The sequence below is a fragment of the Paracoccus aminovorans genome (assembly GCF_001546115.1).
GTDB classification, from domain to species: Bacteria; Pseudomonadota; Alphaproteobacteria; order Rhodobacterales; family Rhodobacteraceae; genus Paracoccus; species Paracoccus aminovorans_B.
The window spans coordinates 1,145,451-1,168,624 of sequence record NZ_KQ955208.1; the positions used below are offsets into that span (position 1 = coordinate 1,145,451).

The 23,174-nt window shown below is 69.9% G+C and carries 21 protein-coding genes and 1 pseudogene; 13 read left to right on the forward strand and 9 right to left on the reverse strand.

The window, feature by feature from the left end; genetic code table 11:
- Positions 1 to 13: 13 nt before the first annotated feature.
- The 3 genes from ASV56_RS05945 to dusB are packed head-to-tail and all read right to left on the reverse strand — an operon-like array spanning position 14 to position 3,663.
- Positions 14 to 1,471 carry a response regulator gene (locus ASV56_RS05945; RefSeq protein ID WP_062561190.1) on the reverse strand — a complete coding sequence of 486 codons (1,458 nt, stop codon included), beginning with the start codon at positions 1,469 to 1,471 and terminating at the stop codon, positions 14 to 16.
- A 9-nt stretch (positions 1,472 to 1,480) separates the two neighbouring features.
- On the reverse strand, positions 1,481 to 2,638 hold the full coding sequence (locus ASV56_RS05950) for a two-component system sensor histidine kinase NtrB (RefSeq protein WP_062561191.1): 1,158 nt from the start codon (positions 2,636 to 2,638) through the stop codon (positions 1,481 to 1,483).
- On the reverse strand, positions 2,635 to 3,663 hold the full coding sequence (dusB, locus tag ASV56_RS05955) for a tRNA dihydrouridine synthase DusB (RefSeq protein WP_062561192.1): 1,029 nt from the start codon (positions 3,661 to 3,663) through the stop codon (positions 2,635 to 2,637). The genes ASV56_RS05950 and dusB overlap by 4 nt, the downstream gene beginning before the upstream one ends.
- Before the next feature lie 232 nt (positions 3,664 to 3,895).
- Between dusB and ASV56_RS05960 the strand changes: the two genes are divergently transcribed.
- The 4 genes from ASV56_RS05960 to ASV56_RS05975 all read left to right on the forward strand — a co-directional run bounded on the left by ASV56_RS05960 (position 3,896) and on the right by ASV56_RS05975 (position 9,293).
- The gene (locus ASV56_RS05960) at positions 3,896 to 5,278 is read left to right on the forward strand and encodes an L-serine ammonia-lyase (RefSeq protein ID WP_062561193.1); all 1,383 of its coding nucleotides are present in this window, start codon (positions 3,896 to 3,898) and stop codon (positions 5,276 to 5,278) included.
- Positions 5,279 to 5,404: 126 nt separating this feature from the next.
- Positions 5,405 to 6,316: a hypothetical protein gene (locus ASV56_RS05965; protein ID WP_062561194.1), complete on the forward strand. Its 912-nt coding sequence runs from the start codon at positions 5,405 to 5,407 to the stop codon at positions 6,314 to 6,316.
- Between the two features lie 95 nt (positions 6,317 to 6,411).
- Positions 6,412 to 8,628 carry a YjbH domain-containing protein gene (locus tag ASV56_RS05970; RefSeq protein ID WP_062561195.1) on the forward strand — a complete coding sequence of 739 codons (2,217 nt, stop codon included), beginning with the start codon at positions 6,412 to 6,414 and terminating at the stop codon, positions 8,626 to 8,628.
- The gene (locus tag ASV56_RS05975) at positions 8,625 to 9,293 is read left to right on the forward strand and encodes a YjbF family lipoprotein (RefSeq protein ID WP_062561196.1); all 669 of its coding nucleotides are present in this window, start codon (positions 8,625 to 8,627) and stop codon (positions 9,291 to 9,293) included. Before ASV56_RS05970 ends, ASV56_RS05975 begins: the two co-directional genes overlap by 4 nt.
- A gap of 212 nt (positions 9,294 to 9,505) precedes the next feature.
- Here the strand turns inward: ASV56_RS05975 and ASV56_RS05980 are convergent, their stop codons facing one another.
- The 4 genes from ASV56_RS05980 to ASV56_RS05995 all read right to left on the reverse strand — a co-directional run bounded on the left by ASV56_RS05980 (position 9,506) and on the right by ASV56_RS05995 (position 11,965).
- Positions 9,506 to 9,709: a hypothetical protein gene (locus ASV56_RS05980; RefSeq protein WP_437435911.1), complete on the reverse strand. Its 204-nt coding sequence runs from the start codon at positions 9,707 to 9,709 to the stop codon at positions 9,506 to 9,508.
- Between the two features lie 214 nt (positions 9,710 to 9,923).
- Complete coding sequence (locus tag ASV56_RS05985) at positions 9,924 to 10,706, reverse strand: metal ABC transporter permease (protein WP_062561198.1); 783 nt, start codon at positions 10,704 to 10,706, stop codon at positions 9,924 to 9,926.
- A gap of 6 nt (positions 10,707 to 10,712) precedes the next feature.
- On the reverse strand, positions 10,713 to 11,480 hold the full coding sequence (locus tag ASV56_RS05990) for a metal ABC transporter ATP-binding protein (protein WP_062561199.1): 768 nt from the start codon (positions 11,478 to 11,480) through the stop codon (positions 10,713 to 10,715).
- Entirely contained in the window at positions 11,477 to 11,965 is a 489-nt protein-coding gene (locus ASV56_RS05995) for a Fur family transcriptional regulator (RefSeq protein ID WP_062561200.1), read from the reverse strand. Before ASV56_RS05995 ends, ASV56_RS05990 begins: the two co-directional genes overlap by 4 nt.
- Before the next feature lie 81 nt (positions 11,966 to 12,046).
- Between ASV56_RS05995 and ASV56_RS06000 the strand changes: the two genes are divergently transcribed.
- Both ASV56_RS06000 and hemP read left to right on the forward strand, forming a co-directional pair.
- The gene (locus ASV56_RS06000; protein WP_062561201.1) at positions 12,047 to 13,027 is read left to right on the forward strand and encodes a zinc ABC transporter substrate-binding protein; all 981 of its coding nucleotides are present in this window, start codon (positions 12,047 to 12,049) and stop codon (positions 13,025 to 13,027) included.
- A gap of 168 nt (positions 13,028 to 13,195) precedes the next feature.
- On the forward strand, positions 13,196 to 13,372 hold the full coding sequence (hemP, locus tag ASV56_RS06005; protein WP_081614994.1) for a hemin uptake protein HemP: 177 nt from the start codon (positions 13,196 to 13,198) through the stop codon (positions 13,370 to 13,372).
- A 122-nt stretch (positions 13,373 to 13,494) separates the two neighbouring features.
- Here hemP and ASV56_RS06010 read toward each other — a convergent pair whose 3' ends face one another.
- Positions 13,495 to 14,916, reverse strand: coding sequence for a pseudouridine synthase (locus ASV56_RS06010; protein ID WP_062561202.1), 1,422 nt, complete (start codon positions 14,914 to 14,916; stop codon positions 13,495 to 13,497).
- 110 nt (positions 14,917 to 15,026) lie between these two features.
- Here ASV56_RS06010 and ASV56_RS06015 point away from each other — a divergent pair, with 110 nt between their 5' ends.
- The 7 genes and pseudogenes from ASV56_RS06015 (at position 15,027) to ASV56_RS06045 (ending at position 22,822) form a co-directional block, all read left to right on the forward strand.
- Positions 15,027 to 15,497 carry a nucleoside deaminase gene (locus ASV56_RS06015; protein WP_062561203.1) on the forward strand — a complete coding sequence of 157 codons (471 nt, stop codon included), beginning with the start codon at positions 15,027 to 15,029 and terminating at the stop codon, positions 15,495 to 15,497.
- A 76-nt stretch (positions 15,498 to 15,573) separates the two neighbouring features.
- Positions 15,574 to 19,008 carry a pyruvate carboxylase gene (locus ASV56_RS06020; protein WP_062561204.1) on the forward strand — a complete coding sequence of 1,145 codons (3,435 nt, stop codon included), beginning with the start codon at positions 15,574 to 15,576 and terminating at the stop codon, positions 19,006 to 19,008.
- 181 nt (positions 19,009 to 19,189) lie between these two features.
- Positions 19,190 to 20,062 (forward strand): MBL fold metallo-hydrolase, encoded by an 873-nt coding sequence (locus tag ASV56_RS06025; RefSeq protein ID WP_062561205.1) that lies wholly within the window; start codon positions 19,190 to 19,192, stop codon positions 20,060 to 20,062.
- Between the two features lie 14 nt (positions 20,063 to 20,076).
- Positions 20,077 to 20,280 carry a YgaP family membrane protein gene (locus ASV56_RS06030; RefSeq protein WP_062561206.1) on the forward strand — a complete coding sequence of 68 codons (204 nt, stop codon included), beginning with the start codon at positions 20,077 to 20,079 and terminating at the stop codon, positions 20,278 to 20,280.
- Positions 20,277 to 20,696 (forward strand): YeeE/YedE family protein, encoded by a 420-nt coding sequence (locus ASV56_RS06035; protein WP_062561207.1) that lies wholly within the window; start codon positions 20,277 to 20,279, stop codon positions 20,694 to 20,696. Before ASV56_RS06030 ends, ASV56_RS06035 begins: the two co-directional genes overlap by 4 nt.
- A 1-nt stretch (position 20,697) precedes the next feature.
- Positions 20,698 to 21,105, forward strand: coding sequence for a DUF6691 family protein (locus ASV56_RS06040; RefSeq protein WP_062561208.1), 408 nt, complete (start codon positions 20,698 to 20,700; stop codon positions 21,103 to 21,105).
- Positions 21,102 to 22,822: pseudogene (locus ASV56_RS06045) on the forward strand (SulP family inorganic anion transporter). Before ASV56_RS06040 ends, ASV56_RS06045 begins: the two are co-directional and overlap by 4 nt.
- On the opposite strand, the gene ASV56_RS06050 reads toward ASV56_RS06045, so the two are convergent.
- Positions 22,801 to 23,139 (reverse strand): ArsR/SmtB family transcription factor, encoded by a 339-nt coding sequence (locus tag ASV56_RS06050; protein ID WP_062561209.1) that lies wholly within the window; start codon positions 23,137 to 23,139, stop codon positions 22,801 to 22,803. The pseudogene ASV56_RS06045 and the gene ASV56_RS06050 overlap by 22 nt on opposite strands.
- Between the last annotated feature and the right edge of the window lie 35 nt (positions 23,140 to 23,174).

Genomic DNA, 23,174 nt, shown 5'->3' on the forward strand with positions numbered 1-23,174 from the left:
ATCTGTGGCCGTTTTACATCAGCTTGCGGCGCCTTGTCACTTCGATATTCAGGTCGGTGAGCTTCTTGCGCAACGTATTGCGATTTATCCCCAGCAGATCGGCGCATCTCAGCTGATTGCCGCCGGTGGCATCCAGCGCGATCTCCAGCAGTGGCTTCTCGATCTCGCGCAGGATGCGGTCGTAAAGCCCGGGCGGCGGCAGGTCGTCGCCATGCAGGTCGAAATAGCGTTGCAGATGCATCTCGACCGATTGCGCCAGCCGCATGGTCGCCGGCTCGGCCAGCGCCGCCGGCGTGCCGGGCGCGGCGGGGCCGTGTCCGGGCTGGCTCGGCGGCGGCGGCGTGAGGGGCGCGGCCTGTGCCAGCGGCGCCGATTCGCTCAGCGCGGCGCGGGCCTCGGCTTCCGAGATCTCGGCCCCGGCGGCGGTCAGCGCCATGCGGCGCATCATGTTTTCCAGCTCGCGCACATTGCCCGGGAAGGCATAGGCGCGGATCAGCGCGGTCGCGCCTTCGGACAGGCTGCGCGCGGGCAGGCCCTGCGCGGCGGCGCGGGCCAGCAGGTGCCGCGCCAGCGGCGGGATGTCGTCCACCCGCGCCCGCAGCGGCGGCACGGTGACCGTCACCCCCGCCAGCCGGTAATACAGGTCGGCGCGCAGCCGACCGGCCGCGACATCGGCCTGCGGGTCGGGCCCGGTGGTCGAGACCAGGCGCGGCATCTGGTTGCGGCCGGGGCCGACCTCCCAAGCCTCGATCATACCGATCAGCCGGGCCTGCGCCGCGCTGTCGAAGCCGGCCGGATCCTCGATCAGCAGCGTGCCGCCCTGGGCGCGGTCGCCGGCGCGGTGGATCGCCTCCTCGGACAGGTCGGCCGAGGTCAGTACGACGAAGCCCGCCTCGCGCCGGTCCGACAGGTCATGGAACGAGCGCGCGACCACGGTCTTGCCCACCCCGGCCTCGCCCGCGATCATCACCGGCAGGTCGGCGTTCAGCACCCGCGCCACCATGCGGAACAGGTTCTGCATCGCCGGCGCATGGCCGATCAGCGGCAGGGTCGGGTCGGCGGCGCTTTCCGGCGCGGGCGCGGCCGGCGCCGGGTCCGACTTGCGCACCCGCCGGGCCAACGCCTGCCCGGCCCGCGTCATCAGGTCGGGCAGGTCGAAGGGCTTCGGCAGATAGTCGAAGGCCGCGGCCTCGGTGGCGCGGATCGCGGTCACGATGGTGTTCTGGGCCGAGATCACGATCACCGGCAGGTCGGGCCGCGCCTTGCGGATGGCCGGGATCATGTCGATGCCGTTGCCGTCGGGCATCATCACGTCGGTGATGACCAGGTCGCCCCGACCCTCCTCGACCCAGCGCTGCAGCTGCGCCAGCGAGCCGGTGGCATGCACCCGGCAGCCGGCGCGGGTCAGGGCCTGGGTCAGCACCGTGCGGATGGTGCGGTCGTCGTCGGCGATCAGAACGGTGCCGTCCATGGGGAAACCTCAGGCTTTGGGCAGGGAAAGGCGAAAGACGGTGCGACCGGGGCGGGTATCCAGCGCGATCCAGGCGCCATGGTCGGTGATGATCTTCGAGACCAGCGCCAGCCCCAGGCCGGTGCCGTTCTCGCGTCCCGAGACGAAGGGCTCGAAGACCTCGGCGACGATGGTCTCGGGGATGCCGGGGCCGTCGTCCTCGATCTCGATCTGCAGGGGCAGGCTGCGGCCCTGCGGCTCGGCCTCGGTCGGCGCCAGGCGCAGCGTGCCGTCATAGAAGCTGCGGATGCGGATGGTGCCGCCCTGGCCGGCGCGCTGGATCGCCTCGGCGGCGTTCTTGACCAGGTTCAGGCAGACCTGCACCAGCTGGTCGGCATCGATCAGCGCCGGCGGCAGCGAGGGGTCGTATTCCGGCACGATGCGCAGCCCGCGCCCGAAGCCGACCGAGGCCGAGCGGCGCACCCGTTCCAGCACGTCATGCACGTTCACCGCCGACAGCCGCGGCGCCGAGGTGTCGCCGAAGCGTTCGACCTGGTCCAGCAATTCGACGATGCGGCGCGATTCCGCCACGATCAGGTCGGCCAGGTCGCGGTCCTCGGCCGCGAGGTTCATGCCGATCAGCTGCGCGGCGCCCCGGATACCGGCCAGCGGGTTCTTGATCTCATGCGCCAGCATCTCGGCCATGCCGATGGCCGAGCGCGCGGCCGAGCGTGCGGCCTGGCCGTTGCCCAGCCGGCCGCCGCCGTCCTGCGGCGCGATCAGCACGGCGATGCCGCCCGCGGGGCTGGGCGCGGCGCCGGCGTGGATGGTGCCGAAGCGGTCGGTATGCCCGCCCGAGCGGTCGCCGATCTCGAAGCGCACACCGGCGCGGTTCAGCGCGTCATGGCCTTCGCGCACGCGGTCGAGGATCGAGCCCAGCGTCGGCACGATGCGCAGCCGCTTCAGGAGCTCGGGCCCCTCCAGCGCCAGGCCCAGCGACGAGCGGCAGGACAGGTTCAGGAAGGCCTCGGCCAGGTCGTTCATCGCCGCGATGCGACCCTGGGCGTCCAGGATGATCGCGGGCAGAGGCAGCGCCGCCCAGTTGGGGCCAACCTCGGCCGGGATGAAGCCGGCGCCGGTCTCGACCTCGGGGTCGCGGGCCATGTCGGACCTGGGCCGGGCTGTCACGAGGGCACCTCGGTCGCGGGGGAAAACACCGGCGCCGCATCGCCGAAGCCGGCGCGGATCGCGGTCAGCGCCGCCTCGGGACTGGGCGCGCGCAGCAGTTCGGCGCGGTTCGGGGCGCCGTTCGCCTCGGCATACCAGCCCAGGTGCTTGCGCGCGACGCGCAGGCCCAGCTCGCGGCCGTAAAGCGACAGGATGTCGTCGTAATGCTCGGCCACCGCCTCGGCCAGCGCGGCGCCTTGCGGCACCCGCGGCGCGGGCGTGTTCCATAGTTCATGCGCGATCTGGGCCAGCCGCCAGGGCGCGCCCTGGGCGCCGCGGCCGACCATGACCGCCTCGGCGCCCGATCGCGCCAGCGCCAGCCGCGCCGAGGCCGCATCGACCACGTCGCCGTTGGCGACCAGCGGCGGCCGGCCCGGCAGGTTCGCCACCGCCCGGATCGCCGCCCAATCGGCGCTGCCGGTATAGAATTGAGCCCGCGTCCGGCCGTGCACGGTCAGCATCCTGATCCCGGCCCCGGCGGCGCGGGCCGCCAGTTCCGGGGCGTTCAGGCAATCGCCATCCCAGCCCAGCCGCATCTTCAGCGTCACCGGCAGGTCTGGCACGGCGGCGACCACCGCCTCGATCAGCCCCAGCGCGTGGTCGAGGTCGCGCATCAAAGCCGCCCCCGACAGCCCGCCGGTGACCTTCTTGGCCGGGCAGCCCATGTTGATGTCGACGATGCGCGCGCCCATGTCGGCGACGATGCGGGCGGTCTCGGCCATGGCCCCGGCCTCGCGCCCGGCGATCTGGACGCTGACCGGCGCCGCGCCCTCGGTCAGCGCCTTGGCGCGGACGGCGGCGCGGGTGGACGGGCGCGGCGTCACCATCTCGGTCGAGGCGACCATCTCGCTGACCATCAGCCCGGCCCCGCCGTGGCGCTGGACGGCGCGGCGAAAGGCCAGGTCGGTGATGCCCGCCATCGGCGCCAGGAAGACCGGGGCGCCAAGGGCGATATCGCCAAGAAGGATCGGTTCGGGTCGCGTCATGAAAGAACTCGTAGGCCGGGCAGTGGGAATGCGAAAGAAAACGGCTGCTGCCCGATCCGTGGGCGGTCGCATGCCGGGGAGATTTGCCGTGATTTTATGCTTGATGCCGAAATAACGTGCAGGCGGCGACTCGTCAAATGTCGCGACGGTTCCTAAGTGCCGTCGCAGCCGCGCTGGCCGCAGGGGCGCGGTCCGGCTAGACTGGGGCGCTACTGACAACGGGAGCCGGCGCATGTTTCTTTCGGTCTTCGACATCTTCAAGATCGGGGTCGGCCCCTCGTCCTCGCATACCATGGGGCCGATGGTCGCCGGCGGGCGCTTCCTGGATGCGCTGCGGGCGCAGCCGTTCAAGGCGCATGGCCTGCGCGCCAGCCTGCACGGCAGCCTGGCCTTTACCGGCAAGGGCCATGCCACCGACCGCGCCACCATCCTGGGCCTGGCCGGATTCCTGCCCGAGACCATGGATGCCGAGGCCGCCGAGGCCGTGCTGGAGGCGAACCGCCAGAGCCACCTGCTGACGCCGCGGGACCTGGGCGAGCTGCATTTCGACCCAGGCCGCGACCTGGTCTTCGACTTCGACCGGGCGCTGGCCGGCCACGCCAACGGCATGATCCTGATGGCGACCGACGCCCAGGGCGACGTGATCTTCAGCGAGACCTATTATTCCATCGGCGGCGGCTTCGTGCTGACCGAGGCGGAACTGGCCGCGCGCGGCGACGACACCCGCACCGATGCCTCGCCCAAGGTGCCCTATCCCTTCGCCCAGGCCGCCGAGATGCTGGAGATGGCCGCGAAATCGGGCAAGTCCATCGCCCAGATGAAACGCGACAACGAGCGCGTGTTCCGCAACGACGCCGAGATCTCGGCCGGCATCCACCGGATCTGGCAGGTGATGCGCGACTGCATGGACCGGGGCCTGGAGGCGCGCGGCATCCTGCCCGGCGGGCTGTCGATCCGCCGCCGCGCCGCCGGCATCCACGAGGCGCTGAAGGCCGAGGCCGGCATGAACCTGACCGCGCCGCATGTCATCAACGACTGGATGTCGATGTATGCCATGGCGGTGAACGAGGAGAATGCCGCCGGCGGCCAGGTCGTCACCGCGCCGACGAATGGCGCGGCGGGCGTGGTGCCGGCGGTGATCCGCTATTGGCTGGACCATGTCCCGGGCGCCTCGGAACGCCAGCTTGACGATTTCCTGCTGACCGCCTCGGCGGTGGGCGGGCTGATCAAGCACAATGCCTCGATCTCGGGCGCGGAATGCGGCTGCCAGGCCGAGGTGGGCAGCGCCTCCGCCATGGCGGCGGCGGGGCTTTGCGCCGTGCTGGGCGGCAGCGTCGAGCAGGTGGAGAACGCCGCCGAGATCGCGCTGGAGCATCACCTGGGCATGACCTGCGACCCGGTCGCCGGCCTGGTGCAGGTGCCCTGCATCGAAAGGAACGGCCTGGGCGCGATCAAGGCGGTCAGCGCCGCCAGCCTGGCGCTGCGCGGCGACGGCAAGCATTTCGTGCCGCTGGACGCCGCCATCGAGACCATGCGCCAGACCGGCCGCGACATGATGGACAAGTACAAGGAAACCTCGCTGGGCGGGCTGGCGGTCAACGTGCCGAACTGCTGAGGGGCGCGGATCTTTGCTGAAATCCCTGCGCCGGCTGGCCGAAAGCCCTGTCGGCGCTTGCCCAATCCCGGGCCTTCCTGTAGCCAATAAGGCATAAGGAAAACCCATGGAACCGGGACAGAGCAGATGAAATTCCGTTCGGCTTTCGCCGTTCTCTCGATGACTGTTGCCTTGGCCGCTTGCGGAAACCTGCCTTGGCAGCAGGAAGACCGCGCCGCCGACACCCCCGCCCATTCCGGCCCGCCCGGCGTGTCGCCGCTGGAGCAGCCGATCGAAACCGGGGCCGACCAGAAGCCGGTCGCCACGGCCGAGGCCAGCACCATGGGCACCGCGATCTTCCGCGCCGCGGGCGCCGGCTGGACCGCCACCGCCGGCGACAAGACCGCCGTCTATGAGCGTCCGGGCGCCAAGTCGGTGGGCGTGACCGTGCGCCGCATGACCTATGCCAAGGGCGTCGAGTTCATCGGCAACATGAACGGCCAGGTCTTTGCGCTGAACATCCGCGCCGAAGGCTGCGAGGTCGGCGGGCAGAAGACCCCGTTCACCGCCAACCTGCGCGTCGGCAGCCAGCGCCTGACCGGCTGCGCCATGCCGACCGACAGCCTGCCCAAGGCGCAGGTCAAGGCCTCGTCCGCCGCGCCGAAGCCGAAGTCGACGCCGAAGCCCGCCGCCCCGGCCGCAAAGCCGGCCGAGCCGAAGCCCGCGCCGACCACCGCGCCGGCGACGCCGGAAACCCCGGCGACCACGACTCCGGCCACGACCGCGCCGGAAACCGCGCCGACGACGACCCCGGCCACGACGACGCCCGCCACGCCGGCCCCGGCGACCGAGGCGCCGGCGGCCTCGACGCTCCCGGCCACGACCGAGGCCCCGGCCGCAACCACGACCGAGACCCCGGCTCCGGCCGAGACCGCTCCCGCCACCACCGAGACGCCGGCGGCGCCTTCGACCGGCAGCGGCACGACCGACAGCGCCACCACGCCGGCGCCGGTCCTGCCGGTGCCCGAGGCGACGGATTCGACCACGACCACCGAGTAAGCCCGACGATCCCGGCGCCGCGCGGACAGATCCCGCGCGGCGCCGGCCCCTCCGCCAGCACCAGGCTGCGCGCCATGACCTGAAAGGATCCGCCGATGCGCGCCCATTCGCTTCTTACCCGCCGCCTGCTGGCCACGACCGTGCCGGCCCTGCTGCTTCTGGGCCTTGCCGCCGGTCCGGCCCGGACCGATCCGATGATCGGCGACGTGATGAACAGCTACGGCCTGGCCGGCGGCGTCGAGACGCCGACCGCCGAGATGCTGCCCGACGCCACGCTGGGCGGAACCGTGTCCTACAACAAGGCGGCGCGGCGCCATAACGTGATCTTCCAGCTGCATCCGCGGATCACCACCGCGCTCCGCTATTCCCGGGTCGAGGGCATCAACGACCACAACGAGCTGGGCCACCTGTGGGACCGTTCGTTCGATGTGCGCTTCCAGTTCCTCGACGAATCCGGCTGGCGCCCCGCCGTGGCCATCGGCCTGCAGGACTTCCTGGGCACCGGCATCTATTCCGGCGAATACATCGTCGCCACCAAGACCATCACGCCCCGGCTGCGCGCCAGCGTCGGCATCGGCTGGGGCACGCTGGGGGGCGATCCGCGCCTGATCGAGATCGGCGACACCGGCGGCAAGCCGCAGGTCGACGAATGGTTCCGCGGCAAGGCCCGGCCCTTCGGCTCGGTCACCTGGCAGGCGACCGACAAGCTGCGACTGGTGGCGGAATATTCCAACGACAAGTATCTGGTCCGCAACCTGTTCCCCGACGGCCATGTCGAGGAGATCCCGCAGGGCGACGGCGAGCCGGGCAGCAAGCTGAACCTGGGCGCCTATTACACCTTCAGCCCCAGCTATCAGGTCGGGCTCTATACCATCGGCGGCGACATGTTCGGCGCCCAGTTCAGCTTTGCGCTGAATCCGCGCAACGCGCCCTTCCCCTCGGGCCTGGAAAAGGCGCCGGCGCCGGTGAAGCCGCGCCCCGCGCCCTCGGCCGATCCCGAGGGCTGGTCGGGCGCCTGGTCGGCCGATCCGACCGCGCAGCCGGCGATCCAGACCGCGCTGGCCGGGGCGCTGAAGGACGAGGGCCAGATCCTCGAATCCATGTCCCTGTCTGGGAACCGGGCCGAGGTGCGCATCCGCAACACCCGCTATATCCAGCAGTCCGAGGCCGTGGGCCGCACCGCCCGGTTGATGACCCGCGCGCTGCCGCCCTCGGTGGAAACGCTGGTCATCACCTCGAACACCGACGGCATGGCGACCTCGTCCGTGGTGCTGAAGCGTTCGGACGTCGAGCGGCTGGAGAATACCGAGGCCGGCCGCATCGCCGATGCCTCGCAGCTGGTCGATGCCGATCCGCGGCCGGGCGACCTGGTGACGACGCCGGGCCTGTTCCCGCGCTTCCGCTGGAACCTGGCGCCCTATCTGGACATCGGGCTGTTCGATCCGCAGGACCCGCTGCGCTATGAGACCGGCGCGCAGTTGAAGGCGAGCTACGAGTTCATGCCGGGGCTGATCGTCTCGGGCACCATCCGCCAGCGCGCCTTCGGCAGCATGGAGCAGCGCGGCCCCGGCATTCCGCCCGAGCTGAACGGTGGCGTGCGCGGGGACCATTACACGCCCGATGAATATGTCTCGGACCCGGCGAACGAGTATTTCCGTGGCGTGCCGCGGGTCCGCTCCGACACCCGCATGTACACCGGAAACGAGAGCCCGACGGTCCCCGAGCTGACGCTGGCCTGGTATGCCCAGCCGACCGAGGCGATCTATTCCCGCGTCACCGTCGGCCTGCTGGAGCGCGCCTATGGCGGCGTCTCGACCGAGGTGCTGTGGAAGCCGGCGAATTCGCCGCTGGCCTTCGGCGCCGAGGTGAACCGGGTGAAGAAGCGCGACTTCGAGGATGTCTTCGGCTTCCGCGACTACGAGGTCACCACCGGCCATGTCTCGGCCTATTACGAATTCGCCAATGGCTTCACCGCGCAGCTGGACGTCGGCAAATACCTGGCCGGCGACAAGGGCGCGACCTTCACCCTGACCCGCGAATTCGCCAATGGCTGGCGCATCGGCGCGTTTGCCACCAAGACCGACCTCAGCGACGAGGAATTCGGCGAAGGCTCCTTCGACAAGGGGCTGACGATCTCGATCCCGGTGGCCTGGGCCATCGGCACGCCGACCCGCGACCGCGCCGGCAGCACGCTGCGTTCGCTGTCGCGTGACGGCGGCGCGCGGCTGAATGTCGATGGCCGGCTCTACGACAAGGTCCGGGACGCGCAATCGGTCAAACTCTATCAAGGCTGGGGGAGGTTCTGGCGATGATTTCGGCCCGCATGACCAAGGCGGCGCTGTCCGCGGCTCTGATCGCCGGCCTGGCCGCCTGCGGCAACGACGACAGCGGCAACCAGACCAACCCGGTGCTGATCGCCGCCAAGGCGGCCGGCAGCACCGCGGCCCGGATCCGCGGCGACAAGGCCGAGGCCCCGGCCGAAGCCCCGCGCACGCCCGAGCAGATGGCCGCCGAGGCGCTGCGGGTCAACCCGGCGCCGCTGGTCATGGTCGGCTTCGAATCGCTGGGCCGCACCCAGGTCATGGCGATGACCGGGCAGAACGGCGGTTTGCGCACCTATATGGCGCCCTCGAAAGAGGCGCTGATCCTCCGCGACGGCATGGTGGTCGGCACGCGCGGCTTCGGCCACGACCTGTCGGTCGCCGAGCCGCAGACCGAGCCGCTGATCCGCGCCGGCCGGGCCGGCAGTGCGTCGCGCGTCATGCGCTATTTCAGCGGCGACGGGCTGGAGCGGCCGCTGAACTTCGACTGCGCGGTGGCGCCCGGCCCCAAACCGGGCGTGGTGGTGGAAAGCTGCGAGGGCCATGGCGCGCGGTTCCAGAACAATTACGCGCCTCAGGGCGGGCATTTGCCGGTGTCGCGGCAATGGCTGGGCCCGCAACTGGGCTATGTCACCATCCAGACCCTGCGGCCCTGACAAGGGCCGGGCGGCAGCGCAAAACCGGCCTCTTGGGGCCGGTTTTTTCATGGGTGCGGCGTTGCGACGGTGGCACCGCCGGCCGCTGGGGTATCTGGACAACAACGAAGGCACGAGGCCGGGCCTTGCAGTGGCGGGTCCGCGCAAAAAGAAAAGGGGCCGGCACGAGGCCAGCCCCTGTACGCTTACGGAACCGAAGCCCCGTTGAGCGATTAGCTGTCGTCGTCGTCCGAAGCGACGGCGGCGATGACGCCCAGCAGCAGCAGGGCCGGGACGACGAGGCCAGCGTTCGACGAAGCGGGCTTCTCGTCGACGACGACCGGCTCAACTTCCACGACGGGGGCAACGTAACCGCCGGCCAGAGCCGACGAAGCCGTCAGGCCGAGGGCCAGGGCGAGGGTAGCGAATTTGGTCATGATCATGCTCCGTTCAGTACTTTGAAGGCTGCCGTTTCCGGCAACATCATTGGGACAGTCGCATAAACCCAAGGACTTGGAAAGCGGTCTTGATGGGAAGCTTCTGCGCGCCACAGGCAACTGTTGCATAATAGCCAACACCTCGCGCTCTAGGCGAGATGCCGCCGGCCCGCCGGCCGAAACCTGCCGGCCGCCGGGACGGGTCAGCATGGGGTCATTTCCGGCAAAGCACCAGAGTAAAAGCATAAATCAGCGCGGAAATCGCCACGATGGACGGGCCGGCCGGCGTATCGAGCCACAGGCTGGCCCAAAGCCCGCCCAGCACCGCGACGGCACCGATGGCGGTGGCGGAACCGGCCATCTGTTCGGGCGTTGCAGAGAATCCCCGTGCCGCCGCGGCCGGCACGATCAGCATGGCCGAGACCAGCAGCGCCCCCACGATCCGAATCGCGATCGCCACCACCAGCGCCAGCGCGAGCGACAGGATCAGCCGCTCGCGCGCCGGGTCGATGCCGGCGGCCATGGCCAGTTCCTCGTTCACCGAGGCCGTCACCAGCCGCTGCCAGCGCCAGGCCAGCAGCGCGATCACCGCCGCCGCTCCGCCCCAGATCCAGGCCAGGTCCGCCTTGCCCACCGCCAGGATGTCGCCGAACAGGAAGGCGTCGAGCCCGGTGCGCAGCGCGGGCACGAAGCTGACCGCGACCAGCCCCAGCGCCAGCGCGCTATGCGCCAGCACCCCCAGCACCGTGTCCATGGACTGGCCCCGCCCGGTCAGATGCGCCACCGCCAGCGCCATGGCCAGCGCCACGCCCAGCGTGCCGAGATAGACCGGCAGCGAAAAGGCAAAGCTCAGCGCCACGCCCAAGATCGCCGCATGCGCGGTCGAATCGCCGAAATAGGCCATGCGCCGCCAGACCACGAAGGAACCCAGCGCGCCGGTCGCCAGCACAAGGCCAAGCCCGGCCAGCACGGCACGGGTCAGGAAATCGTCAAGCATGGGGCCTCAGTGTTCATGGGCGCAGGCCGGGCCGTGGTGATGGCCCTCTGCGACGTGATCGTGATCGTGATCGTGGTGATGCTGGTAGAGCGCCAGCGTGCCCTGCGCCTCGGCGCCGAAAAGGGCGCGATAGGCGGGCGCGGCGCTGACCGCCTGCGGCGTGCCCTCGCAGCAGACATGGCCGTTCAGGCAGACCACCCGGTCCGAGGCCCGCATCACCACCAGCAGGTCGTGGCTGACCATCAGCACGGCGGCGCCGGTCCGGGCGCGGACCTCTTCGATCAGCTTGTAGAAGGCGACGATGCCGGGCTGGTCCAGCCCCTGCGTCGGCTCGTCCAGCACCAGCAGCTGCGGATCGTTGAGCAGCGCGCGGGCCAGCAGCACGCGCTGGAACTGCCCGCCCGAAAGCTGGGTGATCTGGCGCGATTGCAGGCCCGGCACGCCGGTGCGGTCGAGCACCGCCGCCGCCTCGGCATCACCGACGCGGCGCGGCAGCGACAGGAAGCGGCGCACGGTCATCGGCATGGCGCGCTCGATGTTCACGCGCTGCGGCACGTAGCCGATGCGCAGGCCCGGCGCGCGCTCGACGCGCCCCGAATCCAGCGCCAGATGGCCCAGCAGCGCCCGGATCAGCGTCGACTTGCCCGAGCCGTTCGGGCCGACCACGGTGACGATCTCGGCCGGGGCGATGCGGAAATCGACATGGCTCAGCACCGGCAGGTCGGCGCCGGCATGGCTGACCGACAGGTCGGCGGCGCGGATCAGCGCCGTCACAGCCCGGCCTCGCGGCAGCGGGCGCAAAGCCCCAGCAGCTCGACCGTGCTGCGCTCGATCCCGAAGCCGGCGCTGGCGGCGAGGCCGCTGAGCGCGGCGCGAAGCTCGGCCGAATCGGCCTCGGCCACCTGCTCGCAGCCGCGGCAGATCAGGAAGGCGGGCGAATGGTCGCGCTCGGCCGAGAGGCAGGCGGCATAGGCGTTCAGCCGCTGCACGCGATGGGCAAGCCCTTGTTCGACCAGGAAATCCAGCGCGCGATAGGCGACGGGCGGCTGCTTGCCGAAACCCTCGGCCGAGAGGCGCTCCAGCACCTCATAGGCGCCCATGGCGCGGTGCGATTCCAGCAGGATTTCCAACGCACGCCGGCGCACCGGGGTCAGGCGCACGCCCTCGGCCTTGGTCTGGCTTTCGGCGCGGGCCAGGACGGCGGCGGCGCAATGCGCGTGGTCGTGGTCGTGGAACGGGTCGGCGGGGTCATCCTGCATGATGTGATACTATTACAATTTCACTTGACGAGTTACGATATAACATAAATAACTCTGGCGTTTCCGCAAGAGAGCCCAGACATGACCCGACACGCCCTTCTTCTTTCCGTTGCCCTGGCCGCCCCGGCCCTGCCCGCCCTGGCCGAGGTGCCGCGCGTGCTGGCGGATACGCCGGTCACCGCCGCGCTCGTCCAACAGGTCATGGGCGAGCTGGGCCAGCCCGAGGCGCTGCTGGCGGCGGGCAGCGATCCGCATCACTATCAGCTGCGCCCGAGCCAGGCGCGCAGCCTTCAGGACGCCGACCTGCTGGTCTGGGTCGGCCCGGCGCTGACGCCCTGGCTGGAGCGGCCGGCCGCCGGCCTGGCCGCCAGGGGTGCCGCGCTGGCGCTGCTGGAGCAACCGGGCACGCAGCTGCGGGATTTCGCCGGCGGGGACGAGCATGAGCATGAGCATGAGCATGAGCATGAGCATGAGCATGAGCATGAGGACCATGCCGGGCACCACGGCCATGACCACGGCGACGACGGCCACCATCACAGCGGGCTCGACCCGCATGCCTGGCTTGACCCCTACAATGCCGCGACCTGGGTGCAGGGCATCGCCGCCGCCCTGTCGCAGCGCGACCCCGACCATGCCGAGACCTATGCCGCCAATGCCAGCAAGGCGGCGGCCGAGATCGCCGCGCTGGACGGCGCGCTGAAGGCGCAGCTGGCGCCGGTGCAGGGCAAGCGATTCGTGGTCTTCCACGATGCCTATGGCTATTTCACCGATCATTACGGGCTGCAGCCGGCCATCGCAGTCAGCCTGGGCGATGCCTCGACGCCGTCGGCGGCGCGGCTAAAGACCATTCGCGACCAGATCGCGGCCGAGGGCGCCGCCTGCGCCTTTCCCGAGGCGAATCACGACCCCCGCCTGATCGCCGCCGTGACCGAGGGCAGCGCCACCCGGGCCGGCGCCGCGCTGGACCCCGAGGGCAGCACGGCCGAGCCCGGCGCCGCGCTTTATGCCACGCTGCTGCGCGGCATGGCTGCGGCGCTGGCGGATTGTCTTGGACAGGAATGAATCATTATCTCCGGCCAAACCAAACGGGCGCCGCATCGGCGCCCGTTTTATTTATATAGAACAGCCGGTTACTGAATCCGAAAATTCCCGACTATTTTCCTTTGACATCTCTTAGCGAATTTGTCAGGTTACGCTTACCGCGACAGAAACCAACACGAGGACATGGACATGACCGCGACCCGCCCCGCCGAATTCACGCGTCCCGGCGTCATCGCCCTGCAGCGCCTGCCCGAACATGATGCCGAAGCCCTGACCGCGGGCGGCAACCAGGCGCTGATCGTCCTGGGCGACCAGGTCTATAACCTGCGCATCACCCGCGCCGGCAAGCTGATCCTCACCAAGTAAGCGTCCACGCCGCGCCAGCACCGCAGCCAGCATGCGCCTTGGGTCGCGCGGCCGGCGCCTGCGCAGGGCCGTGAAATTCCGGGCGGCGCGGTTTCCCGACGCCACCCGCCATGCCGATGCGGTCAGCCGCGTCTCGGCCCCTTTCCCTCAGGCCGCGCTCCCTTGCCGGGGGCGCGGCCGCTTTTTGCCGGGCCGCCCGGACGTTGGCCGGTTTTGGGGCCGGGTTTGCCGCCGGGCTTGGGGCCGCGCATCGGCTTGCCCTCGCCCCGCGGCTTGAAGCCACCCTCGGAACGCTCGCCGCGCGGCTTGAAGCCGCGGCCGCCCTCGGCCGGGCGCGGGCCGGATTTGAAACCGGGCTTGCCGGGGCGCTCGGGACGATCCGAATCGTCGCGGCGGGCGAAGGGCTTGCGGTCGGCGTCGCCCCGCTTGGCGAACGGCTTGCGGTCGCCGTCCTCGCGTTTGGCATAGGGCTTGCGGTCACCGTCCTCGCGACGAGCATAGGGTTTGCCGTCACCGTCCTCGCGCTTGGCGAAGGGCTTGCGATCACCGTCGCCGCGCTTGGCGAATGGTTTCCGGTCACCGTCCTCGCGCCGCGCGAACGGCTTGCGGTCGCCATCCTCGCGCTTGGCATAGGGCTTGCGGTCGCCGTCCTCACGACGGGCAAAGGGCTTCCGCTCGCCGTCCTCGCGCCGCGCGAAAGGCTTGCGCGGCCGCTCATCAGCCTCGCCGCGCGCGGCGCCGCGTTCGCGGAAGCTGCGCGGCTTTTCCTCGGTCTCGCCGGTCAGCAGCCCGCCCAGCTGGTCGCGCAGCACCTTGCGCTTGACCTCGCGCACCTCGTTCTCCTCGAGCCCGGTCAGCTTGAACGGCCCATAGCCGATGCGGATCAACCGGTTCACGATCAGCCCGACATGGGACATGGCGCGGCGGATCTCGCGGTTCCTGCCCTCGCGAATGCCGACGGTCAGCCAGGCATTGGCGCCCTGCTGGCTGTCCAGGCTGATCTCCATCGGCGCGAATTCCTCGCCCTCGATGGTCACGCCCCGGCGCAAAGGCGCGAAGGTCAGGTCGTTCGGCGTGCCGTTCACCCGCACGCGGTAGCGGCGCAGCCAGCCGGTGGTCGGCAGTTCCAGCCGCCGCTTCAGCTCGCCGTCGTTGGTCAGCAGCAGCAGCCCCTCGGAATTCAGGTCCAGCCGGCCGACGGTCATCACCCGCGGCAGGTCGCGCGGCAGGGCGTCGAACACGGTCTGGCGGCCCTTCTCGTCGCTTTCGGTCGTGACCAGGCCCAGGGGCTTGTAATAGAGCCACAGCCGCGTCTCCTGCGGCGCCTCCAGCGGCTTGCCGTCGACGCGGATCTTGTCCTGGGGCGTCACGTCCAGCGCCGGGCTGTCGATCTTTTGCCCGTTCACGGTCACGCGGCCCTCGACGATCATGCGCTCGGCCTCGCGGCGGCTGGCGACGCCGGCGCGGGCCATCACCTTGGCGATGCGATCGGATTGCGGATTGGCGGACGGAGTCTGGGCGGTCTCGGGGGTGTCTTCGGTCATGGCGATCTCCTGCGCATCGCTGCGGTGGCAAAGCGGGCAATCTAGGCCGAACGCATGAGGATGGAAAGCAGTTCTTGCACGGGCGCCGCACGCGCGCGAAAAGCACCGCCATGGATTTCGCCTCGCATATGCCCGATGCGCTGGAGGAGGCGCGCGCCGCCGCCCGCCGCGACGAGGTGCCGGTCGGCGCTGTGCTGGTCGGCGCCGATGGCCGCGTGCTGGCGCGGGCCGGCAACCGCACGCGCGAGCTTTGCGACCCGACCGCCCATGCCGAGATCCTGGCCATCCGCGCGGCCTGCGCCGCGCTGGGGTCGCAACGCCTGCCCGGCACGCGGCTGTGGGTGACGCTGGAGCCCTGCCCGATGTGCGCCGCGGCGATTTCCGCCGCCCGCATCGCCGTGCTCTACTACGGCGCCGAGGACCCGCGCATGGGCGGGGTGCGCCATGGCGCCCGGGTCTTCGACCATCCGCAATGCCACCACCGGCCAGAGATCATTGACGGCATTTCGGCAGGAGAATCGCGCATTCTGCTGAGAAACTTCTTTATCGCGCGGCGATCTGACGACATGACCGGCGCATGACACTGCCGAAACAGACTGCTTGCGCTGCAGCGCAGCATCTCTAATGTGCCCGCTCGGGCGAACACAGGGGGGCGATATGTTCCGCAAGATCTTGGTTGCGAACCGTGGCGAGATTGCGATCCGCGTGATGCGGGCGGCGAACGAGCTGGGCAAGAAGACGGTGGCGGTCTATGCCGAGGAGGACAAGCTGGGCCTGCACCGCTTCAAGGCGGACGAGGCTTACCGCATCGGCGAGGGGCTGGGGCCGGTCGCGGCTTATCTGTCGATCCCCGAGATCATCCGCGTCGCGAAGGAATCCGGCGCCGACGCCATCCATCCGGGCTATGGCCTGCTCAGCGAGAACCCCGATTTCGTCGATGCCTGCCAGGCCGCCGGCATCGCCTTCATCGGGCCGAGCGCCGACACCATGCGCGCGCTCGGCGACAAGGCCAGCGCCCGGCGCGTCGCGATCCAGGCCGGCGTGCCGGTGATCCCGGCGACCGAGGTCCTGGGCGAGGACATGGAGGCGATCAAGCGTGAGGCGGCCGAGATCGGCTATCCCTTGATGCTGAAAGCCTCCTGGGGCGGCGGCGGGCGCGGCATGCGCCCGATCATGGGCGAGGGCGAGCTGCCCGAGAAGGTGCGCGAGGGACGGCGCGAGGCCGAGGCCGCCTTCGGCAATGGCGAGGGCTACCTGGAAAAGATGATCCTGCGCGCGCGGCACGTCGAGGTGCAGCTTCTGGGCGACAGCCACGGCGGGCTTTACCATCTTTACGAACGCGACTGCACCGTGCAGCGCCGCAACCAGAAGGTCGTCGAACGCGCGCCCGCGCCCTATCTGACCGAGGACCAGCGCGCCGAGGTCTGCGCGCTGGCGCTGAAGATCGGCCGCGCCGTCGGCTACCAGAACGCCGGCACCGTCGAATTCCTGATGGATATGGACAGCCAGCAGTTCTACTTCATCGAGGTGAACCCGCGCGTCCAGGTCGAGCATACCGTGACCGAGGAGGTCACCGGCATCGACATCGTGCAGTCCCAGATCCTGATCGCCGAGGGCGCGACCCTGGCCGAGGCCACCGGCGCCGCCAGCCAAGCCGATGTGCATCTGAACGGTCACGCCCTGCAATGCCGGGTCACGACCGAGGACCCGCTGAACAACTTCATCCCGGACTACGGCCGCATCACCGCCTATCGCTCGGCCACCGGCAACGGCATCCGGCTCGACGGCGGCACCGCCTATTCCGGGGGCGTCATCACCCGCTTCTACGATTCGCTGCTGGTCAAGGTCACCGCCCATGCCCAGACCCCGGAAAAGGCCATCGCCCGCATGGACCGGGCCTTGCGCGAATTCCGGGTGCGCGGCGTGGCGACGAATATCGAATTCGTCATCAACCTGCTGAAACACCCGACCTTCCTCGACGACAGCTACACGACCAAGTTCATCGACACCACGCCGGACCTGTTCGCGTTCCGCAAGCGCCGCGACCGGGCGACGAAGCTCCTGGTCTATATCGCCGACATCACCGTCAACGGCCATCCCGAGACCGCCGGCCGCCCCCTGCCGCCGGCCGAGGCCCGCGCCCTGGTGCCGCCCGCAGCCAAGGCCGAGCCGGCGCCGGGCACGCGGCAACTGCTGGAGAGCCAGGGCCCGAAGGCCGTCGCCGCCTGGATGCTGGCGCAAAAGCGGCTCTTGATCACCGACACCTCGATGCGCGACGGCCACCAGTCGCTTCTGGCGACGCGGATGCGCTCGATCGACATGATCCGGGTCGCGCCCTCTTACGCCGCGAACTTGGCCGGCCTGTTCTCGGTCGAATGCTGGGGCGGCGCGACCTTCGACGTCGCCTATCGCTTCCTGCAGGAATGCCCCTGGCAGCGGCTGCGCGACCTGCGCGCGCGCATGCCGAACCTGATGACGCAGATGCTGCTGCGGGCCTCGAACGGGGTGGGTTACACCAATTACCCCGACAATGTGGTGCAGGAATTCGTGCGCCAGGCGGCCAAGACCGGCGTGGACGTGTTCCGGGTCTTCGACAGCCTGAACTGGACCCCGAACATGCGCGTCGCCATGGATGCGGTGATCGAGGCCGGCAAGATCTGCGAGGGCACGATCTGCTATACCGGCGACCTGCTGGACCCGGCGCGATCGAAATACGACCTGCAATACTATCTGAAGATGGCACGCGAACTGCGCGACGCCGGCGCGCATGTGCTGGGGCTGAAGGACATGGCGGGGCTGTTGAAGCCGGCCTCGGCGCGGGTCCTAGTCAAGGCGCTGAAGGACGAGATCGGCCTGCCGGTGCATTTCCACACCCATGACACCGGCGGCATCGCCGGGGCGACGATCCTGGCCGCGGCGGCGGCGGGGGTCGATGCGGTCGACTGCGCCATGGACGCGCTGTCGGGCAATACCTCGCAGGTCTGCCTGGGTTCGGTGGTCGAGGCGCTGCGCCACACCGAGCGCGACACCGGGCTCGACATCCGCGCCATCCGCGAGATCTCGAACTACTGGGAGGCGGTGCGCGAGCAATATGCCGCCTTCGAAAGCGGCTTGCAGGCCCCGGCCTCCGAGGTCTGGCTGCACGAGATGCCGGGGGGCCAGTTCACCAATCTCAAGGCGCAGGCGCGTTCGCTGGGGCTGGAGGAACGCTGGCACGAGGTCGCCCAGGCCTATGCCGATGCGAACCGGATGTTCGGCGACATCGTCAAGGTCACGCCCAGTTCCAAGGTGGTGGGCGATATGGCGCTGATGATGGTGGCGCAGGGTCTGTCGCGCCAGCAGGTCGAGGATCCCTCGGTCGAGGTCGCCTTCCCCGACTCGGTCGTCGACATGATGAAGGGCAACCTGGGCCAGCCGCCCGGGGGCTGGCCCGCGGCCTTGCAGAAGAAGGTGCTGAAGGGCGAGGCCCCGCTGACCACCCGCCCCGGCGCCAGCATGCCGCCGGTGGACCTGGAGGCGACCCGGGCCGAGGTCGAGGCGCTTCTGGAAGGCAAGGCGGTCGATGACGAGGACCTGAACGGCTATCTGATGTATCCCAAGGTGTTTTTGGACTACATGGGCCGGCACCGGATGTATGGCCCGGTGCGGACGCTGCCGACGCGGACCTTCTTCTACGGCATGGAGCCGGGCGAGGAGATCGCGGCCGAGATCGACCCCGGCAAGACGCTGGAGATCCGCCTGCAGGCCATCGGCGAGACCGACGAGACCGGCGAGGTCAAGGTGTTCTTCGAGCTGAACGGCCAGCCGCGGGTGATCCGGGTGCCGAACCGTCTGGTCAAGGCGCAGACCGCCGCCCGTCCCAAGGCCGACCCCGCGAACGAGGGCCATATCGGCGCGCCGATGCCCGGCGTCGTCGCCTCGGTCGCGGTCGCGGTCGGGCAAAAGGTCAATGTGGGCGACATGCTCTTGACCATCGAGGCGATGAAGATGGAAACCGGCCTGCACGCCGACCGCGCCGGCACGGTCAAGGCGCTGCACGTCACCCCAGGACAGGCCGTCGACGCAAAGGACCTGCTCGTCGAAATCGAATAGGGCGCCGTTTCGGCGTCAGCAGAACGGGCCGGATGCCGCGCGCATCCGGCCCTTTTTCATGCGCGAGGCCCGCGACCGCGACGAAGCCGCGCAGGTGTCGCGGTCTCTTGCATACATTCGCATAATCGAATATATCACGGATGAAATTCCGTATCCCGCCCGCCAAGCACGAGGTTTTCCCATGAATGCGCATCCGGAAGTGACAGGGTTCTACGAGGCGCGGACCGGCTCGGTGCAATATGTGGTGGCCGACCCCGCGACCGGGGATTGCGCGATCATCGACCCGGTTCTGGACTATGACGAGAAATCCGGCGCCACCGCCACCATCGAGGCGGACCGCATCCTGAACTTCGTCGCCGACAAGGGCTATCGGGTGCAGTGGATCCTGGATACCCATCCCCATGCCGACCATTTCTCGGCCGCCGACTATCTGCGCCGCAAGACCGGCGCGCCGGCCGCCATCGGCGAAAAGGTGGTCGAGGTGCAGAAGCTGTGGAACGGCTTCTACAACCGCGAGATGCCCGCCGACGGCAGCCAGTGGGACCGGCTGTTCGCCGAAGGCGACGGCTTCAGCGTCGGGACCATCCCGGCGCGGGTCATGTTCTCGCCCGGCCATACGCTCGCCTCGGTCACCTATGTCATCGGCGACGCGGCCTTCGTGCATGACACGCTGTTCATGCCCGACAGCGGCACGGCGCGGGCCGATTTCCCCGGCGGCAATGCGGCGGTGCTGTGGCGCTCGATCCAGGCCATTCTGGCCCTGCCGGACGACACCCGCATCTTCACCGGCCACGACTATTGTCCGGGCGGGCGGCCGCCGCGCTGGGAATCGACCGTGGCCGAGCAGAAGCGCCAGAACCCGCATGTCGCCGGCATGGACGAGGCCGGCTTCGTCGCCACGCGCGAGGCGCGCGACAAGACCCTGCCGATGCCCAAGCTGATCCTGCACGCCTTGCAGGTGAACACCAATGCCGGCCGGCTGCCCGAGCCGGAATCGAACGGCCGGCGCTATCTGAAAATCCCGCTCGACCTGCTCGACGCGGCCTGGGACTGAGGAGGGAGACGAGGATGAAGACGAATATCGGCGGTATCGACCGCAGCCTGCGCATCGCCCTTGGCGGCGCGCTGATCCTGCTGGGCCTGCTCGCTGGGCTGACCGGGCTGGCGAAATGGGCGGCGCTGGTCGTCGGCGCCGTGCTGGTGCTGACCGCGCTGGCGCGGGTCTGCCCGGCCTATGCGCTGTTCGGCATCAGCACCTGCGGGCGGCGGTGACGGATTTCACGCCCCTGCACTCGGCGCTGGGGGGCGCGCTGATCGGGCTGGCCGCCGTCCTGCTGATGGCGGCGCTGGGGCGGGTCGCCGGCATGACCGGCATCCTGTCCGGCGCCATCTTCGAGCGCGGGCGCGGCTGGCGGCTGGCCTTCCTGCTGGGCGCCGTGGCGGCGCCGGCCCTGATGCGGGCGGCGGGCGTCGAGATCGCCTTCGACAGCCCGGTGCCGCAACCCTGGCTGGTGGTCGGCGGATTGCTGGTCGGGATCGGCGTCAGCTATGGCGGCGGCTGCACCTCGGGGCATGGCGTCTGCGGCAATGCCCGGCTGTCGCCGCGGTCGCTGGTGGCCACCGGCTGCTTCATGGCGGCGGCCTTCGCCACCGTCTTCGTCATCCGCCACCTGATCGGAGGGTTCTAGGATGCCGATCCTCGCCGCCCTGCTGTCCGGCCTGGTCTTTGGCGCCGGCATCGCGCTTGCCGGCATGATCAACCCGGCCAAGGTGCTGAATTTCTTCGATCTTGCTGGGGCCTGGGATCCGTCGCTGGCCTTTGTCATGGCCGGCGCGCTGCTGGTCACGTTCATCGGCTACCGGCTGGCGCTGCGCCGCCCGCGCCCGGCTCTCGCGCCCGCCTTCCAGCTGCCGGCGCGGCGCGATCTCGACCGCGGGCTGGTCGGCGGCTCGATCCTGTTCGGCATCGGCTGGGGCATCGCCGGCTTCTGTCCCGGAGGCGCGATTCCCGCGCTGGGGCTGGGCCAGCCCGACGCGGTGATCTTCGTCGCGGCGATGCTGGCGGGCATTGCGCTGGCGCGGATCCTGCGCGGATGAGGTTGCCGGCGCTGGACTGGGCGCGGGGCTATGACGGGGCCACGCTGTCCTCGGACCTGCTGGCGGCGGTGATCGTGACCATCATGCTGATCCCGCAGAGCCTGGCCTATGCCATGCTGGCGAACCTGCCGCCCGAGGTCGGGCTTTACGCCTCGATCCTGCCGCTGGTCGCCTATGCCGGCTTCGGCACCTCGCGGGTGCTGGCGGTCGGGCCGGTGGCGGTGGTGTCGCTGATGACCGCCTCGGCCATCGGGCCGGTGGTGGCGCAGGGGTTGGCCGGCCCGCTGGTCGCGGCGGCGGCGCTGGCGCTGATCTCGGGCGCGATGCTGCTGGCGGCGGGGCTGTTCCGGCTGGGGTTCCTGGCGAATTTCCTCAGCCATCCGGTGATTTCCGGCTTCATCACCGCCTCGGGCATCCTGATCGCCGCCGGGCAGGTGAAGCATCTGCTGGGCATCCAGGCCGGCGGCACCACGCTGGTCGAGATCCTGCCCGCGCTGCTGGCCGGGGCCCGCCAGGCGAACGGCTGGACGCTGGCGATCGGCTTCGGCGCGCTGGCCTTCCTTTACGCGGCGCGGCGTTGGGCGCGGCCGGGCCTGGCCGCGCTTGGCCTGCCGGCGCGGCTGGCCGACATGCTGGCACGGTCGGCGCCGATCCTGGCCATCGCGGTCGCGGTCCTGCTGGTCAAGGCTTTCGACCTGGGCGCGCGCGGCGTGGCGCTGGTCGGTGCCATCCCGCAGGGCTTGCCGACGCCCGCCCTGCCCGCCCTGTCGCTGGAGCTGCTGGCCGCGCTGGCGCCGGCGGCGGCGCTGATCTCGGTCGTGGGCTTCGTCGAGTCGGTCTCGGTCGGGCAGACGCTGGCGGCGCGCAGGCGCCAGCGCATCGCCCCGGACCAGGAGCTGATCGGCCTCGGCGCGGCCAATCTCGCCGCCGGGCTCAGCGGCGGCTATCCGGTGACCGGGGCTTTGCCCGCTCGGTGGTGAACGACGATGCCGGCGCGCGGACCCCGGCGGCGGGGATCTTCACCGCCATCGGCATCGCCGGCGCGGCGCTGTTCCTGACGCCGCTTCTGGCCGACCTGCCGCAGGCGGTGCTGGCCGCGACCATCATCCTGGCGGTGCTGTCGCTGGTCGATCTGCGCGCCATCGCTCGCACCCATGCCTATTCCCGCCGCGATTTCGCCGCCATGGCCGCGACTATCCTGGTCACGCTGCTGGTGGGGGTCGAGCAGGGCATCAGCGCCGGCGTCATCCTGTCGCTGGTCATGCAGCTTTATCGCAGCGCGCGCCCGCATATGGCGGTGGTGGGCCAGGTGCCGGGCACCGAGCATTTCCGCAATATCGACCGCCACCGGGTCGAGACCTGCCCCGGCATCCTGTCGCTGCGCGTGGACGAAAGCCTGTATTTCGCCAATTCGCGCTTTCTCGAGGACCGCATCGCCGCGCTGGTGGCGGGCGATCCGCGCATCCGCCATGTCGTGCTGATGTGCCCCTCGGTCAGCGACATCGACGCCAGCGCCCTGGAAAGCCTGCAGGAGATCAACCGCCGGCTGGCCGAAGCCGGGGTCAAGTTCCACCTGTCCGAGGTCAAGGGCCCGGTCATGGACCGGCTGGGCCGCAGCGATTTCCTGCGCCACCTCTCGGGCCGGGTGTTCCTGTCGCAGCACGAGGCGACCTGCGCGCTGCGCGGCGACTGCGCTCAGGCGCAGAAGCTCTCATAAAGCACGGCCATCACCCGCCGCGCCGGCTCGCTTTCGATGCGATACCAGATCACCTGCCCGGCGCGCCGCCCGGCGATGATGCGGTCGCGGCGCAGAAGCGCCAGGTGCTGCGAGACGGTGGAATCGCGGATGCCCAGGAAGGCCGCAAGCTGGCCCACCGATTTCTCGCCCGAGCTCAGCGCGCAGAGGATCATCAGCCGGTGCGGATTGCCCAGCATCTTCAGGAACTCGCCCGCCTCGGCCGCCGCCTGGCGCATGGCTTCGGGGTCGATGCCTTCCGGCAGCGGCAGGGTCTGGGGCAGGGTCTGGGTGGTCATGGCTTCATACCTACAATATTTCGAAGATATCGTCA

Bases quoted from the DNA above. Each gene is read 5' to 3' on its own strand.
- ASV56_RS05965 (WP_062561194.1), top strand. From the start codon at position 5,405: ATGAAATTCCGTTCGGCTTTCGCCGTTCTCTCGATGACTGTTGCCTTG.
- ASV56_RS06015 (WP_062561203.1), top strand. From the start codon at position 15,027: ATGGATTTCGCCTCGCATATGCCCGATGCGCTGGAGGAGGCGCGCGCC.
- hemP (WP_081614994.1), top strand. From the start codon at position 13,196: ATGACCGCGACCCGCCCCGCCGAATTCACGCGTCCCGGCGTCATCGCC.
- ASV56_RS06050 (WP_062561209.1), bottom strand. From the start codon at position 23,139: ATGACCACCCAGACCCTGCCCCAGACCCTGCCGCTGCCGGAAGGCATC.
- ASV56_RS05995 (WP_062561200.1), bottom strand. From the start codon at position 11,965: ATGCAGGATGACCCCGCCGACCCGTTCCACGACCACGACCACGCGCAT.
- ASV56_RS06025 (WP_062561205.1), top strand. From the start codon at position 19,190: ATGAATGCGCATCCGGAAGTGACAGGGTTCTACGAGGCGCGGACCGGC.
- dusB (WP_062561192.1), bottom strand. From the start codon at position 3,663: ATGACGCGACCCGAACCGATCCTTCTTGGCGATATCGCCCTTGGCGCC.
- ASV56_RS06040 (WP_062561208.1), top strand. From the start codon at position 20,698: ATGCCGATCCTCGCCGCCCTGCTGTCCGGCCTGGTCTTTGGCGCCGGC.
- ASV56_RS05970 (WP_062561195.1), top strand. From the start codon at position 6,412: ATGCGCGCCCATTCGCTTCTTACCCGCCGCCTGCTGGCCACGACCGTG.
- ASV56_RS05960 (WP_062561193.1), top strand. From the start codon at position 3,896: ATGTTTCTTTCGGTCTTCGACATCTTCAAGATCGGGGTCGGCCCCTCG.
- ASV56_RS06010 (WP_062561202.1), bottom strand. From the start codon at position 14,916: ATGACCGAAGACACCCCCGAGACCGCCCAGACTCCGTCCGCCAATCCG.
- ASV56_RS06000 (WP_062561201.1), top strand. From the start codon at position 12,047: ATGACCCGACACGCCCTTCTTCTTTCCGTTGCCCTGGCCGCCCCGGCC.
- ASV56_RS05980 (WP_437435911.1), bottom strand. From the start codon at position 9,709: ATGACCAAATTCGCTACCCTCGCCCTGGCCCTCGGCCTGACGGCTTCG.
- ASV56_RS05985 (WP_062561198.1), bottom strand. From the start codon at position 10,706: ATGCTTGACGATTTCCTGACCCGTGCCGTGCTGGCCGGGCTTGGCCTT.
- ASV56_RS05975 (WP_062561196.1), top strand. From the start codon at position 8,625: ATGATTTCGGCCCGCATGACCAAGGCGGCGCTGTCCGCGGCTCTGATC.
- ASV56_RS06020 (WP_062561204.1), top strand. From the start codon at position 15,574: ATGTTCCGCAAGATCTTGGTTGCGAACCGTGGCGAGATTGCGATCCGC.
- ASV56_RS05945 (WP_062561190.1), bottom strand. From the start codon at position 1,471: ATGGACGGCACCGTTCTGATCGCCGACGACGACCGCACCATCCGCACG.
- ASV56_RS06030 (WP_062561206.1), top strand. From the start codon at position 20,077: ATGAAGACGAATATCGGCGGTATCGACCGCAGCCTGCGCATCGCCCTT.